This window comes from Halogranum gelatinilyticum, from assembly GCF_900103715.1.
Taxonomy (GTDB): Archaea; Halobacteriota; Halobacteria; order Halobacteriales; family Haloferacaceae; genus Halogranum; species Halogranum gelatinilyticum.
The window spans coordinates 361,896-375,559 of the sequence record NZ_FNHL01000004.1; the positions used below are offsets into that span (position 1 = coordinate 361,896).

Annotated in this window: 12 protein-coding genes; 8 read left to right on the forward strand and 4 right to left on the reverse strand. The window is 68.7% G+C overall.

Annotated elements, in window-relative coordinates:
- Positions 1–48 precede the first annotated feature (48 nt).
- Together BLR57_RS15230 and BLR57_RS15235 are read left to right on the forward strand one after the other, a co-directional pair.
- On the forward strand, positions 49–804 hold the full coding sequence (locus tag BLR57_RS15230) for a coenzyme F420-0:L-glutamate ligase (protein WP_089698914.1): 756 nt from the start codon (positions 49–51) through the stop codon (positions 802–804).
- Positions 804–1,781, forward strand: a complete 978-nt coding sequence (locus tag BLR57_RS15235; protein ID WP_089699094.1) for a 5,10-methylenetetrahydromethanopterin reductase — start codon at positions 804–806, stop codon at positions 1,779–1,781. Before BLR57_RS15230 ends, BLR57_RS15235 begins: the two co-directional genes overlap by 1 nt.
- On the opposite strand, the gene BLR57_RS15240 is transcribed toward BLR57_RS15235, so the two are convergent.
- Positions 1,744–1,983 carry a DUF8024 family protein gene (locus BLR57_RS15240; RefSeq protein WP_089698917.1) on the reverse strand — a complete coding sequence of 80 codons (240 nt, stop codon included), beginning with the start codon at positions 1,981–1,983 and terminating at the stop codon, positions 1,744–1,746. The two genes, BLR57_RS15235 and BLR57_RS15240, sit on opposite strands and share 38 nt — an antisense overlap.
- A gap of 97 nt (positions 1,984–2,080) precedes the next feature.
- On the opposite strand from BLR57_RS15240, the gene BLR57_RS15245 reads away from it, so the two are divergent.
- Complete coding sequence (locus tag BLR57_RS15245) at positions 2,081–2,353, forward strand: DUF7573 domain-containing protein (protein ID WP_089698918.1); 273 nt, start codon at positions 2,081–2,083, stop codon at positions 2,351–2,353.
- Here BLR57_RS15245 and BLR57_RS15250 read toward each other — a convergent pair whose 3' ends face one another.
- The 3 genes from BLR57_RS15250 to mutS all read right to left on the reverse strand — a co-directional run bounded on the left by BLR57_RS15250 (position 2,354) and on the right by mutS (position 7,543).
- Positions 2,354–3,082: a PspA/IM30 family protein gene (locus tag BLR57_RS15250; RefSeq protein ID WP_089698920.1), complete on the reverse strand. Its 729-nt coding sequence runs from the start codon at positions 3,080–3,082 to the stop codon at positions 2,354–2,356.
- Between the two features lie 113 nt (positions 3,083–3,195).
- On the reverse strand, positions 3,196–4,845 hold the full coding sequence (gene mutL, locus BLR57_RS15255) for a DNA mismatch repair endonuclease MutL (RefSeq protein WP_089698922.1): 1,650 nt from the start codon (positions 4,843–4,845) through the stop codon (positions 3,196–3,198).
- Positions 4,829–7,543, reverse strand: coding sequence for a DNA mismatch repair protein MutS (mutS, locus tag BLR57_RS15260; protein WP_089698924.1), 2,715 nt, complete (start codon positions 7,541–7,543; stop codon positions 4,829–4,831). The genes mutL and mutS overlap by 17 nt, the downstream gene beginning before the upstream one ends.
- Positions 7,544–7,636: 93 nt before the next feature.
- On the opposite strand from mutS, the gene BLR57_RS15265 reads away from it, so the two are divergent.
- From BLR57_RS15265 to yciH, 5 genes are all read left to right on the forward strand, one after another.
- Positions 7,637–8,848 (forward strand): outer membrane protein assembly factor BamB family protein, encoded by a 1,212-nt coding sequence (locus tag BLR57_RS15265; RefSeq protein WP_170830663.1) that lies wholly within the window; start codon positions 7,637–7,639, stop codon positions 8,846–8,848.
- A 173-nt stretch (positions 8,849–9,021) separates the two neighbouring features.
- On the forward strand, positions 9,022–9,987 hold the full coding sequence (locus BLR57_RS15270; protein ID WP_089698927.1) for an AAA family ATPase: 966 nt from the start codon (positions 9,022–9,024) through the stop codon (positions 9,985–9,987).
- Entirely contained in the window at positions 9,984–10,988 is a 1,005-nt protein-coding gene (locus tag BLR57_RS15275) for a DUF58 domain-containing protein (RefSeq protein ID WP_089698929.1), read from the forward strand. Before BLR57_RS15270 ends, BLR57_RS15275 begins: the two co-directional genes overlap by 4 nt.
- Positions 10,985–13,225, forward strand: a complete 2,241-nt coding sequence (locus BLR57_RS15280; protein ID WP_089698930.1) for a transglutaminase TgpA family protein — start codon at positions 10,985–10,987, stop codon at positions 13,223–13,225. The genes BLR57_RS15275 and BLR57_RS15280 overlap by 4 nt, the downstream gene beginning before the upstream one ends.
- A gap of 92 nt (positions 13,226–13,317) precedes the next feature.
- Positions 13,318–13,611 carry a stress response translation initiation inhibitor YciH gene (gene yciH, locus BLR57_RS15285; protein ID WP_009733138.1) on the forward strand — a complete coding sequence of 98 codons (294 nt, stop codon included), beginning with the start codon at positions 13,318–13,320 and terminating at the stop codon, positions 13,609–13,611.
- The last annotated feature ends 53 nt before the right edge of the window (positions 13,612–13,664 follow it).

Genomic DNA, 13,664 nt, shown 5'->3' on the forward strand with positions numbered 1-13,664 from the left:
CTTCGCCACCTTCGGCGGCCTTTTCACCGCAGACCACACATCGCTCGTATGGAACTGTTCGCCGTCCCCGACCTCCCGGAGATTCAGCCGGGAGACGACATCGCGGCACTCGTCCGCGAGCGGGTCGACCTCCGCGCCGACGACGTGGTCTGCGTCGCCTCCACCATCGTCTCGAAGGCGGAAGGGCGACACGCGAACCTGGAGGACTTCCCGGCCGGGCCGCGGGCGAACGAACTCGCCGCCCGCCTCGGCGACATCAGCGGGGAGGAGAAGGACCCGCGGTTCGCCCAGGCCGTCCTCGAAGAGAGCACCGAGATAATCATGGAGGCCCCGTTCCTCCTCACCGAGACGCGGTTCGGCCACATCGGCGTCAACGCGGGCATCGACCGCTCGAACGTCCCCGGCGCGGACCTGCTTCTCCTCCCGAAACGCCCCTCGGAGAGCGCCGAGCGAATTCGTCAAGAACTCGACGCCGACCAGGTCGTCGTCACCGACACCTGCGGGCGACCGTTCCGCCACGGCCAGCGCGGCGTCGCCATCGGCTGGGCGGGCATCCACGCCAGCCGCGACTGGCGGGGCGAACCCGACCGCGACGGCCGCGAACTCGGCGTGACGGTCCAGAGCGTCGTCGACGAACTGGCCGCCGCGGCCAACCTCGTCGCCGGCGAGGGCGCGGGTGGCACGCCCGTCGTCGTCGTCCGCGACTTCGAATTCGGTGACCATGCGGGCAGCGACAACCACTTCCGCGACGTGGAGAGCGACTTCGTGCGACAGGCACTGCGACAATGGAGCTTCGACCACTGATGTTCGGCATCGAACTCACCCCGGAACACTCGGTATCGCGCATGACTGACCTCGGCGTGCAGGCCGAAGAAGCGGGGTACGACACGGTCTTCACGAGCTGTCACTACAACAACCGCGACCCCTTCGCGGTCCTGACGAGTATCGCCGCCGCGACTGACGAGATTCGACTGGGACCGGGCGTCGCCAACCCCTACGAGACGCATCCCGTCACACTCGCCTCGAAGGTGGCCACGCTCGCGGAAACGAGCGAGGGCCGCGCCGTCTTCGGCATCGGGCCGGGCGACCCTTCGACGCTCCGCAATCTCGGTCTCGCCGACCAGCGCGGCCTCCGGCCGGTCATCGAGGCGTTCAAAACCGCCCAAAAACTGTGGGCGGGCGAGCGCGTCGACAACGAGGGAACCTTCGACGCCCACGAGGCGGGGCTGAACTACGACCCGCCGGGCGACATCCCGGTCTACGTCGGCGGCGAGGGACCGCATATGTGCCGGATGGCGGGCAAGCACGCCGACGGCCTGCTGTTCAACGGCTCGCACCCCGACGACCTCGCGTGGGCCCGCGAGCAGGTCGAAAAGGGGAAAGAAGACCGCCTGAGCCACCTCGGAGACTTCGACCTCGCGGCCTACGCCTCGGTCAGCGTGAGCGAGGACTACGACGCGGCACGCGAGGCCGCCCGGCCGCCGGTGGCGTTCATCGCGGCCGGTGCCGCGCCGCCCGTGCTCACCCGGCACGGCATCGACGAGGAGGTGGCAAGCGACATCGGCGACGAGATCAGTGCCGGGAACTTCTCCGAGGCGTTCGACCTCGTGACGCCCGCGATGGTCGACGCGTTCTGTATGGCGGGCACTGTCGAGGAAGTGAGTGAGCGGATGAATGCGGTGTTAGAACACGCGGACAGTCTCGTGGTCGGGTCGCCGCTGGGTCCCGACCTCGACGAGGCGATTACTCTTGCTGCGGCGGCTGGCCGGTCTCGAAGCTGAACGTGCCCGAGAAGAGGTCGGCGACGGCACCGAGAACCGCGTAGCCGAAGTACGCCGAGGCGACGCCGATGAAGATGCTCCCCGAGATGATAGAGACGATGGAGAGCGGGTCGCCGCCGATGATGACGTTCGAGAGGAACGTCTGAATCAGTTCGACGATGCTCGTGAGCAACATGACGATGAACTCCGTGACGCTAACCATACTCGGTCTTGGGAGTAGGGGTACTTGTGTGTTCAGGGTTCCCGTGGCGCGCCGGTGCAGTCGCCACGGCTAAGACGCGTGGCCGACAGACTCGGCCATGAGCAGAGACAGTTCGCTGGGTGACTTCGTCGGCGGGGACGCGTCCGAGTCGCCAACGGCGGAGGCCGACGAGGAACCGGGGCGAGCCGAGGACCCCAAGTCACAAGAAGGCGAGAGCGACGGCACGGTCGAGACCGACACGGTCGACCCCGCCACGCCGACCTACCGCTTCGACCCTGACGGCGCGGCGTGCGACGAGTGCGGCGAGAGCGTGGAAAAACGCTGGCACGACGACGGGCAGTTCGTCTGTGCCGACTGCAAAGACTGGTAGTTACTCCGAGTCGTCGCGGCCGTTCGTGTCGTCGTCTTCGTCCGTCTTCGTCTTCCGGCCCTTCCCCATCTCCTTGCGAATCGTCGAGAGTTCGTCCTCGATCTCGTCGTCCGTGCGCAGCTGGTCGATCTCGGCGTCGAGGTCCTCGTCGTCGTCGAAGACGCCGCGTTCTTCGAGTTCTTCGAGTGCCGCCGCGCGAGCCTCGCGTTCGTCGATGTCGTCGGCCGCGGCCTCCGCGTAGCGGCCAGCCTCGCCCGAGGCGACGCCGCCCTTCGTGGCGAGGTCGGCGCGAGCGGCCTGCTCGCGGGCCGCCGCCTGCGCGCGCTTGGCCCGGTAGTGGTCGACGCGGCGTTCCAGTTCCTCGCTGCGTTCGATGAGTTCCTCTTGGGCGTCGGCGAGCTCCGAAACCTGCTCGTCGAGCGATTCGAGGTCGTTCAACTCACGCTGTTTCTTCCGCAGGACCTCGCGGGCGAGGTCCTCGCGGCCCGCAGCGACGGCCTCGCGGGCCTGCTCGTTGCGTTCCTCGATCTTCTCTTGGAGGCTGTCGCGTCGCTTTTCGAGGCGTTTCTTCTCGGTCACGAGGTCGAGGATGGCCTCCTTGACGCGTTTCAGTTCGTCGCGGAGCTGTTCGACGGCGTAGTCGGCACTCTCGTTTTCGTCTTCCAGCCGGTCGAGGAGGGCGTTCACGCGGGTGTTCAACAGGTCCGACGTCCGGTCAGTGAGACCCATAACCGGACATAGACGCCGCGGAACTTAAGCAGTCGTCCGGGTGCTCGGACTGCGCGGCCATCCAGCCGCGCTGGTCAATCTCGGACGACACGGCCATCCAGCCGTGTCGGTCGCTAGCTCCGCCCGAAGCCCGACGCCAGCGTCTCCTCCTCGATGGAGAGCACCGTCGGCCGACCGTGCGGGCAGGCGAAGGGCTGTTCGCACTCGCCGAGTCGGCCCAGCAGTTCCTCGGCCGTCTCGGCGTCGAGCGTGTCGCCCGCCTTCAGCGACGGATGACAGGCGAGGTCCTTCAGCAGTTCGTCGCGGGCGTCGGCGGGGTCGTCGCCAGCACGGAGTGCGTCGAGAGCGTCGTGGAACGCCGACGCGTCGGCGACGCGGCCGAGCGGAGCCGGGAGACCTGTGAGTCGGTAGGTTCCCCCGCCAAAGCTCGAAAAGTCGAAGCCGAGCTTCGCGAGCAGTTCCCGATTATGGTCAGCGACGGCGGCCTCGCTCGGCGACAGCGACACGGTCTCTGCGGGGTCGACGAGCGCGGCTTCGACGGGCGAGTCGGCGAGTGCCCGCTGCAGACGCTCGTAGTTGATGCGCTCGTGGGCGGCGTGTTGGTCGACGACGAGCAGGTCGTCGTCGGCCTCACAGAGCAGATAGAGTTCCCGGAACTGGCCGATGACGGTGACCTCGTCGAACAGGGAGTCGCCGTCGACGCGTTCCAGCGTCGTCTCGAGGTCCATCGCCACCTCGCCGCTCTGCCGGAGGTCCGCCGTCGTCACCGCCTCGTGGACCGCCTCTTCGACGGCCGACTCCACGGCGTCGCCGTCGAGGAACGCCACCTCGTCCTTCGAGGGATGGACGTTGGCGTCGACCAGCTGGGGCGAGAGCGACACCGAGACGACGGCGATGGGTTCGCGTCCCTGGGGAAGCAGCGTGCCGTAGCCCGAGACGACCGCGCGTTTCAGTCCCGCGTTGCCGACGGTCCGGCCGTTGACGGCGACGTGGACGTGGTCCCGACGCGAACGCGTGACTGAGGGGTAGACGAGCAGGCCGTCGACAGTGAGGGAGTGGTCGTCGCCGTCGACGGAGACGGCCGTCTCGTGGGCGAACGTGGTGCTCTGGCCCGCGACGGTCCGGTCGTAGACGCCGAGGACGGCGTCCGTGTAGCTGCCCGACCCCGGCGTCGAGAAGACCTCCCGGCCGTCGTGACGCAGCCGGAACCGGACGTCGGGGTGGAGGAGTGCGTAGCGAGAGACGACGTCGCTGACGCGGCCGAACTCGGCCTGTGTGCTCGAAAGCGACTTGCGCCGGGCGGGTCGGTTGTGAAAGAGGTCGCGGACCTCGACGGTCGTCCCGGTCGCGCGCCCCGCGGGCGACGTCGTCGTCTCGCCGCCCTCGACGAGCACGCGCGTTCCCCGCGGGCCGCCGTCGTTCGTCGTCACGTCGAGCGTCGCCACGGCAGCGATGCTCGGCAGTGCCTCCCCGCGGAAGCCGAGCGTCGAGACTCGTTCGAGGTCGCTGCTCTCGCCGAGTTTGCTCGTCGTGTGGTGGTCGACGGCGAGCGTGGCGTCCGCCTCGCTCATGCCGTGGCCGTCGTCTGCGACTTTCAGCATCGCTGTTCCGTCACCGTCGACCTCGACGCGGATGCTCTCCGCGCCCGCGTCGAGGCTGTTCTCGATCAACTCCTTCACGACGCTCGCCGGGCGTGTCACGACCTCGCCCGCGGCGATGCGTTCGACCGTCTCCGGCTCTAACTTCCTAACTGTCTCTGTCATCGAGTCTCCGTTTCAGGTCGTTCAGGCGGGTGAGTGCCTCCAGCGGCGTCGTCCGAGCGACGTCGATGCCGTCGAGTTCCGCGGCGATTTCGGCGAGTACGTCGTCGCGGGGGGTCGTCTCGGCGTCGGCACTCCTCTCCGCCGACTGGGTCTCGTCGGCCTCGACGGCCGCCTCGGAGCCGTTCGGGAGCGTCGTCTGCGTCACCTCGTGGCCGTTCGCCCGTAGTTGGCTCGCGGCGGGCTTGCCGCTTTCGCCTCGCTCGGCTGCTTCGGCGTCGACGAGGTCCTGCGACCGGCGGACGACGCGGTCGGGCACGCCCGCCATCTTGGCGACCTCGACGCCGTACGACGACGAGGAGGCTCCGCGTTCGACGCGGTGGAGGAACGTCACGTCGTCGCCGTCCTGACTGGCGGTGAAGTGCAGATTGAACACGCCCTCGCGCTCGTCGGCGACGGCCGTCAGCTCGTGGTAGTGCGTCGCGAAGAGCGTGTACGCGCCGACTTCGTCGTCGATAAATTCGGTCGTCGCCCGTGCGATGGCCCGGCCGTCGGCGGTCGACGTCCCGCGGCCGACCTCGTCGAGTAGGACGAGTGAGTCCGCGGTCGCGCCGTGGAGGATGTCGGTCAACTCGCTCATCTCGCGCATGAAGGTCGACTGGCCGCCCGCGATGTCGTCGCTCGCGCCGACCCGCGTGAAGACGCGGTCGACGACGGGCAGCGTCGCCGACTCCGCGGGGACGAAACTCCCCAGCTGGGCGAGGACGACGACCAACGCGACCTGCCGCATATACGTCGACTTCCCCGACATATTCGGCCCGGTGATGATCGCGATGTCACCCGCGTCGCCGCCGAGGCGGGTGTCGTTGGGGACGAAGGTCGGCTGGACGCGCTCGACGACGGGATGGCGGCCGCCCGTGATGTGGATGCCGCGTTCGTCGCTCTCCCCGTCGTGGAACTCGGGCCGGACGTAGTCGTTGTCGACGGCGACCACGGCCAAGGTCGCGAGCACGTCCAACTCGGCGAGCGCGGCGGCGAGTGCCTGCACACGGTCGGACTCGGCGGCGATGTCGCTTCGGACCTCGGTGAACAGCTCGTACTCCAGTTTGTCGGCACGCTCGGCGGCCCCGAGAATCTCGTCTTCCCGTTGTTTCAGTTCGGGCGTGTAGAACCGCTCGGAGTTCTTCAGCGTCTGGCGACGCTGGTAGTCGTCCGGCACCTGGTCGAGGTTGGGGTTCGTCACCTCGATGTAGTAGCCGTGGACCTGGTTGTAGCCGACGTCCAGCGAGTCGATGCCCGTGCGTTCTTGCTCACTGGCTTCGAGGTCGGCGACCCACTCGCGACCTTCTCGTTCGGTCGCTCGCAGCTCGTCGAGTTCGTCGTCGAAGCCCGACTGGATGACCCCGCCCTCGGTAATCTCGATGGGTGGGTCCTCGGCGACGGCGCGGCCGACGAGGTCACGGACGTCTTCGAGTTCGTCTAGTGCGTCGTACAGGTCGCGGAGTTTCCCCGACTCGACGTCCTCCAAGGCAGACTTGACCTCGGGCACCACGTCGAGCGTCGTCTTCAGCGAGCGCAGGTCCCGCGCGTTGGCCCGGCCGCGGGAGACGCGGGCGATGAGCCGTTCGAGGTCGTAGACGTCCGTCAGCAGGTCCCGGACCTCCTCGCGGACCAGCGAGTGCTCGGCGAACTCCCCGACGGCGTCGTGCCGAGCCTCGATGCGCTCGCGGTCGACGAGCGGCCGGCGGAGCCAACTCGTCAACTCGCGGCGGCCCAGCGCGCAGGAGGTGTCGTCAAGGACGTCGACGAGGGCGTGGCCCGTGCTCGTGCCGCGCGTCTCGAACAGTTCGAGGCTTCGCAGGGCCGTCGCGTCGAGTCGCAGCGACTCTCGCGGGTCGTAGCGGGTGATTCGCGAGACGTATTCGAGTCGCTCGTCGCCCTGCGTGTACTCGGCGTAGGCGAGCAGGCCGCCACAGGCCCGTAGTTCGGCGTCGGTGGCGACGACGGCGTCGGGCGAGGGGACGTAGCCCGCGAGGGTGTCGTGGGCCGCGTCGCGAGCGAAGGCGTCGGGGTCGAAGTCCGTCACCATCGCCCCGGCGGCGAGCGTGTCGGGGTCGAACTCGGCGGCGTCGACGCCGGGGGCGAAGAGCAGTTCCGCGGGTGCGACGCGTTCGAGTTCCTCCGCGATGCGTTCGCGGTCGGCACTCGTGACGAGACACTCGCCGGTGGAGACGTCGACGGCAGCGAGCGAAAAGACATCCTCGTCGCGGGCGACGCTCGCCACGTAGTTCGTCGTGCCCGCCGACAGGAGTTCGTCGTCGACGATGGTGCCGGGGGTGATGATCTGCGTCACCGCGCGGTCGACGAGCCCCGAGGCCTCGCTCGCGTCCTCGACCTGGTCGGCGATGGCGACGCGGTAGCCCGCGTCGAGCAGGCGTTCGAGGTAGGAGGCCGCGTTGTCGATGGGGATGCCCGACATCGGGTACGTCCCCGTGGAGTCCTCGCGTTTCGTGAGCGTGATCTCACAGATGCGGGCGACTTCCTCGGCTGCCTCACAGAATGCTTCGTAGAAGTCGCCGACCTGAAAGAGGACGAGCGAGTCCTCGTAGTCCTCGCAGAGACCGAGATACTGCGACATCATCGGCGTGAGCTCGTCGCGGACGGCGACCATCTGGTCGGGTGGGCCGGTCACCGAAGTCATGTCGAGAACCGGGCGACGGACGGGCTTAAGCGTCCGGGATGTGGGTCGGATGTGACCAGCACGTTCATGCCGTCCCCGCTGCTCCGTGGAGCCATGCCCGCGCCCTCTACCCGCCGCGATCTCCTCCGAGCGACGGCTGCCCTCGGCGTCACCGGGAGCCTCGGTGGCTGTCTCTCTCGGGCCGTCACGTCCGAGGCCGAGCGACAGGTGCCCTTCGCCCGCATCGAACAGCCGCAAGCGACGCCACCGCAGACCCAACCGACCGAGCAGTGGACCGTCGAGACGGCTGGCAAGCCTGGATTCGCCGTCGACGGCGACGCGCTCGTGGTCGTCACAGACGGCCGAACCCGAGCCATCGACGCTGCCGACGGCACCGAACGGTGGTCCGTCGACACCGGCGGCTGGCTGTCCGAGTCCGTCGCCGGACGGCAGTACGTCGTCGACGACGACGGTGTCTTACGCGCTGTCGCAGCCGGTGAGGTGCAGTGGGATGCAGACCCGGGATACCTCGTCCGCTGGGTTTTCGAGGGTCGAGGCACGGTCTACGTCAAGACGGTCTACGCACTCGTCGGTCTCCACGCGGACACCGGCGAGCATCTCTGGACGTACGACGAACGCGAGGAGGAGACCCGGCTCGGAAACGACACCGTCCCTGTCCCCGTCGACGACTCGTTACTCGTCGTCGGGGGCGACGGTGTCTACCGCCTCCGTGAGCGAACGGGAACCGACCGACTGTGGCGGCGGGCACCCGAACTGGCCACAGTCGTCGCGTTCGACGACCCACCGGACGGTGTCACTGGGCGTCGGCCGACCGGGGCGGTGGTCCGCAACGACGGCCTGTTCGTCTCGACGTGGCTCAACGAGTACAACCACGAAACCGCTGGGACGGGGCGGTTCCAACGGTTCTCACTCGACGACGGGACGGAGACGTGGCGTTCGCCGACACCGCTCCCCGTCTCAGGGGTGACACTCACCGACAGCAGTGCGTTCGGTGCGATGTGGGTGCCGGCGGGTGAACCGAACGGTGGGGTCGTCGCCGTCGACAGCGAGACCGGCGACCGACGGTGGGTGCGTGAGGTCGGCCACCTGCTCGGTGGCGCGACGGTCGCCGACGACGTCGTCGTTGCCGCCGGAACTTCCCCACACGACCGCAGTTTAGCGGGCGGTGTCTACGCGGTCGACGCGGCGACCGGAGAGCGACTGTGGCGCGTCCGTGGCACCGGCGGCATCGGGACGTACCCCACCGCGCTCGTCGGTGGAACGGTCTACTACGCCGACGGAGCAGGACTGCACGCACTGTGGTGACGTCGGCAGACCGCGACAACCGTGTGCGTGGACCACGCTAACGCCCGGCAGAGTTAGGTGCTTTCCACCAGAAGAGAACCTGTGACAATCGTGTCCGGGCAGCCCCGCCAGTGTAGGCCGACACGAACGATTCCCGCCGCGAGCCGCCGGCTCGGAGGTCCCGACGAACCACAATGACCGACGCAGAGACAGAAGCCAGAGGCAACGACCGTACAGCACTCCCAGTGTCAGAGACCGCCGACCTCGCCGAACGCATCACCGACAACGTCGAACGCGTCATCGTCGGCCACCACGACGCCATCGAACATCTCGTCGTGACCATCCTCGCCCGTGGCCATCTCCTCCTCGAAGACGTGCCGGGCGTCGGCAAGACGATGCTCGCCCGCTCGGTCGCCAAATCCGTCGACTGCTCGTTCAAGCGCGTCCAGTTCACGCCCGACCTCCTCCCCTCGGACGTGACCGGCGTCAACGTCTTCAACCAACAGAGCCGCGAGTTCGAGTTCCAGCCCGGTCCCGTCTTCGCCAACCTCGTCCTCGGCGACGAGATCAACCGCGCGCCGCCGAAGACCCAGTCCGCCTTGCTGGAAGCCATGGAGGAACAGCAGGTGACCGTCGACGGCGTCACCCGCGACCTTCCCGACCCCTTCACCGTCGTCGCGACGCAGAACGACGTCGAACAGGGGCGAACGTACGACCTCCCGGTCGCCGAGATCGACCGCTTCACGAAGAAGCTCCGGCTCGGCTATCCCGACGAAGCCGACGAGACCGAACTCCTCGGCCGAGTCGCCGGACGCCATCCCATCGAGTCCATCGAGCCGGTCGCGACGGTCGAAGACCTCAGCCGCGCCCGAACCACGGTCTCGGAGGTCGAAGTGAGCGAACCCATCAGGAGCTACGTCAGCCGTCTCGCAGGCTACACCCGCCAGCACGCCCAGCTGGGCGTCAGCCCCCGCGGCAGTATCGCCCTCCTCCGCGCGGCGCAGGCGCGTGCCGTCCTCAGCGAGCGCGACTACGTCGTCCCGGACGACGTGCAGACGGAAGCCCCGACCGTGCTGGCCCACCGGGTGGTCACCGGCTCCGCGGCGGAGACCGGAGGGGCGGTCGTCGAGGACGCCCTCGACGCCGTCGCCGTCGAATGAGACTCACCCGCCGCGGGGGGGCGCTCGTCGTCGTCTGCGTCGCGGGCTTCGCCGTCGCGGGGGTCTTCGGCGCGCGCTCGCTGAACGCCGTCGTCCTCCCCGGCATCGTCGGGCTCGTCGCGGGCGCGCTCCAGCTCCGGCGGCTCGACGCGCCGAGCGTCAGCCGCGAGCTCCCGAACGACGACTTCGTCGGCGAGACACACGAGGTGACGCTTCGCTTCCGCGACGTCGACCGCCCCTTCGTCGGCACCGTCACCGACACCGTCGGCGCGGGGCTGTCGGCGAGCGGCGGGCCGACGACTGTCGCCGTCGGCGACGAGCCGGTCAGCTACGACGTGACCTACGACGAGCGTGGCGAGCAGCGGTTCGGCCCGGCTCGCGTCGTCGCCCGCGACGTGCTCGGGCTGTTCGAGACCGACCTCGTCTGTCCGGGGACCGACAGCCTGCTCGTCTATCCCCGCGTCCACCCCCTCTCGGGATGGACCCGCCGCGAACTGTTCTCGCTCAGTCAGACCGACCGCACCGACGAGCGCTCGGAGTTCGACAGCCTCCGCGAGTACGTCCGCGGCGACGCGCTTCGGGACATCCACTGGAAGTCCAGCGCGAAGCGCGACGACCTCATCGTCCAGCAGTTCGCCGCCGACTACGACGTGACGAGCGTCACCGTCTCCGGCGGTGCCGACCCCGACGCGGCCGACGAGCTGGCCGAAGCGGCGGCGAGCATCGCCACGGTGCTCCACGACGCCGAGATTCCCGTGACGCTCTCGCTGCCGAACGGCCGGGTCGACGCCGACGTCGACCTGTCGGGCCGGACGCAGTTGCTCGAACACTGCGCGCTCGTCGTCGACGGCGCGGTCCCCGACCCCGACGCCGACATCGTCGTCGAGGCCCGCAGCGGGGGCGTCGAGGTCCGCATCGGAGAGGGCAGCCAGTCGTTCGCGAGTCTCGCTGGCGGGCGACGAATCGTCGACGACGCGGCGACCCGGGAGGCAGCCGCATGAGCGCGAATAGAACCGACGGCGGAGGGGAGGGGTCGGGCGGCCGATTCACCGAGTTCCTCCAGCCACCGCTGCTCGCGGTCGCCGTCCTGACGCTTTCGTATCTGAGCGTACTCGCCCACGTCACCGACGTCGTCGGCGGGACGGGGAGTCTCGTCCTCGTCGCCGCCGTCGCCGCCGGGTTGGCGACGGTGCTCGGCCGGTTCCTCCGCGTGCGGAGCGCCGTCGCCCTCACGACGGTCCTGCTCGTCGGCGGGCTCACGGCGTACTTCTTCTCGGTGCCGGAGAGCAACCGCGCGCTGTTTACCGTCGGCCGGGTCCTCTCCGACACCGTCGCGCTGTTGACCGGTCTCTCCGTGCTTCGGCTGACGAAAGCCGGTGCGTGGGCACTCGCCATCACGCCCGGCCCGGTCTTCCTCTCGTGGTATCTCGCGGTGCGACGCGAGTACGGCTGGTCGGTCCTCGTCGGCGGCGGGACGCTCTGCTTCTTCGTGCTGACGGGCGACGCCGGGTCGGGAACGACGCTCGTCGGCGTGTTGGCGGCCGCCGCGGCCATCGGCTTCGAGACGCTCTCGGTCCGTGGCGGCTGGGCGGCCCAACTGGACACGCTCGCGGTCGTCCTCGCCGCGATGGTGGTGCTCTCGGCGACACTCTCGGTCGTCCCCGGCGGGGCGGCTCAACCCCTCTTGGAGAACCGCGGGGCGGTGACCGTCGAGTCGAGTCTGGTCTCCTCGAACGACGAGGTGAACATCCTCGGCAGCATCCGGCTGTCGCCACAGGTGCGCTTCAGCGTCCAGAGCAACACGCCGGAGTACTGGCAGACCGCCGTCTACGACCGCTACACCGGCGGCGGCTGGGTGCGGTCGGGCGAAGACCAACAGCTGTCGGGACGCCTCGAATCGCCGCCGGGGAGTTCGCGGACGGTCGTCCAGACCGTCGAGGCGCGGACCCGGATGAGCGCGCTCCCGGCCGCGTGGAAGCCCGTCGACGTCGACGGCATCAACGAGAACGTCGTCCGCGTCACCCAACAGGGCAGTTTCCTGACGACCGACTCGCTGCGGGAGAACGAGAGCTACCGAGTCCGCTCGGAGGTGCCGCAGTACACGAGCGAACAGCTCCGCAGGTCGGGCGACGACTATCCCGCGACGGTCAACGACAGCTATCTCCAGCTGCCCGAGAGCACGTCGGACCGCGTGCGCCAGCGGGCCGCCGAGGTCGCGGGCAACGAGACGAACGCCTACGACAAGGCCGTCGCCATCGAGCAGTATCTCGAAGCGGAGAAGGAGTACTCGCTGACGGTCCAGAAGCCCGAGGGCGACATCGCCGACGCGTTCCTCTTCGAGATGGACGCGGGCTACTGCACCTACTACGCGACGACGATGGTCGTCATGCTCCGCTCGCAGGGCGTCCCCGCGCGGTTCGTCAGCGGCTACACCACCGGCGAACAGGTGGGCGACGACCGCTACGTCGTCCGCGGGCTGGACTCCCACGCGTGGGTGCAGGTCTACTTCCCCGAGGTCGGCTGGGTCACGTTCGACCCGACGCCCTCCGGTCCCCGGCAGACCGCCGAGTCCGCTCGGCTGACCGAGGCGCGACAGAGCCAGGAGGCGGGCGTCGACACCGAGGAGACCGACCCCGAATCGCAGACGACGACGCCGACGCCGACGCCGTCGCCGACGACGGGCAACGAGACGAACGAGACGGCGAACGGGACCCAGACGGTCAATCCGAACGCGCTCGGCCAAGAGGGCGGGACGAACAGCAACCCCGCCGTGACGCCGCCACCGGGGCTGGAGGGTGTCACCGGAACCACCGGTGAGACCGAGGACGACGGTCTCCCGTCGTTGCCGTCGCGTGAGACGCTCGGCGTCGGGCTCGCGCTGATGGTCGGTCTCGCCGCCGGTGCACGTCGGACCGGTGTGACCGGGCGAGCCAGCCGGTTCGTCTGGATGGTCCACCAGGGGGCGCGACAGGACCCCGTCGCCGACACCGAGCGGGCCTTCAGGCGGCTGGAGTATCTGCTCGAACGCGAATACCGCCCCCGGCGGCCGCGGGAGACGCCCCGAGCGTATCTCCGCGCGCTCTCGAAGGTCGGTGCCGACGAGCGGATCCAGACGGTCGGAGCGGTGTACGAGAAGGCTCACTACGGGACAGGCGTGTCGGCCGAGGAGGCCGACAGAGCGGTCGCGCTCGTCGACGAGCTAGTGCGCGAGGAACTCCCCGTTCTTCGGCGGTTGTGAACGGTGCCGAGAAGGCTCCTCGCGTCGGTTTCCGGGGGCTGTGCAAGGTCCCGATACTGTTTAATATCCCCATCGTGTAGGTGTGAACTGTAATGTCGGAAGTCTGCTCGACGTGCGGGCTGCCCCAGGAACTCTGCGTCTGCGAAGACGTCGCCAAAGAGTCCCAGGAGATCAGCATCCGCATCGACGAGCGCCGCTACGGAAAGGAGGTAACGATCATCGAGGGGTTCGACCCGAAAGACGTCGACATGGACAGTCTCTCTTCGGACCTGAAGTCGAAGTTCGCCTGTGGAGGGACGGTCGAGGACGGCTCTATCGAACTCCAGGGCAACCACACGGGTCGCGTCGAGGACTTCCTCCGCGACAAGGGCTTCAACGTCGCGTGATCGTCACCTGACACCACAGCGGACCGACGCTTTTCGTACTCTCACACTCGCGA

Bases quoted from the DNA above. Each gene is read 5' to 3' on its own strand.
- BLR57_RS15230 (WP_089698914.1), top strand. From the start codon at position 49: ATGGAACTGTTCGCCGTCCCCGACCTCCCGGAGATTCAGCCGGGAGAC.
- BLR57_RS15235 (WP_089699094.1), top strand. From the start codon at position 804: ATGTTCGGCATCGAACTCACCCCGGAACACTCGGTATCGCGCATGACT.
- BLR57_RS15240 (WP_089698917.1), bottom strand. From the start codon at position 1,983: ATGGTTAGCGTCACGGAGTTCATCGTCATGTTGCTCACGAGCATCGTC.
- BLR57_RS15245 (WP_089698918.1), top strand. From the start codon at position 2,081: ATGAGCAGAGACAGTTCGCTGGGTGACTTCGTCGGCGGGGACGCGTCC.
- BLR57_RS15250 (WP_089698920.1), bottom strand. From the start codon at position 3,082: ATGGGTCTCACTGACCGGACGTCGGACCTGTTGAACACCCGCGTGAAC.
- mutL (WP_089698922.1), bottom strand. From the start codon at position 4,845: ATGACAGAGACAGTTAGGAAGTTAGAGCCGGAGACGGTCGAACGCATC.
- mutS (WP_089698924.1), bottom strand. From the start codon at position 7,543: ATGACTTCGGTGACCGGCCCACCCGACCAGATGGTCGCCGTCCGCGAC.
- BLR57_RS15265 (WP_170830663.1), top strand. From the start codon at position 7,637: ATGCCCGCGCCCTCTACCCGCCGCGATCTCCTCCGAGCGACGGCTGCC.
- BLR57_RS15270 (WP_089698927.1), top strand. From the start codon at position 9,022: ATGACCGACGCAGAGACAGAAGCCAGAGGCAACGACCGTACAGCACTC.
- BLR57_RS15275 (WP_089698929.1), top strand. From the start codon at position 9,984: ATGAGACTCACCCGCCGCGGGGGGGCGCTCGTCGTCGTCTGCGTCGCG.
- BLR57_RS15280 (WP_089698930.1), top strand. From the start codon at position 10,985: ATGAGCGCGAATAGAACCGACGGCGGAGGGGAGGGGTCGGGCGGCCGA.
- yciH (WP_009733138.1), top strand. From the start codon at position 13,318: ATGTCGGAAGTCTGCTCGACGTGCGGGCTGCCCCAGGAACTCTGCGTC.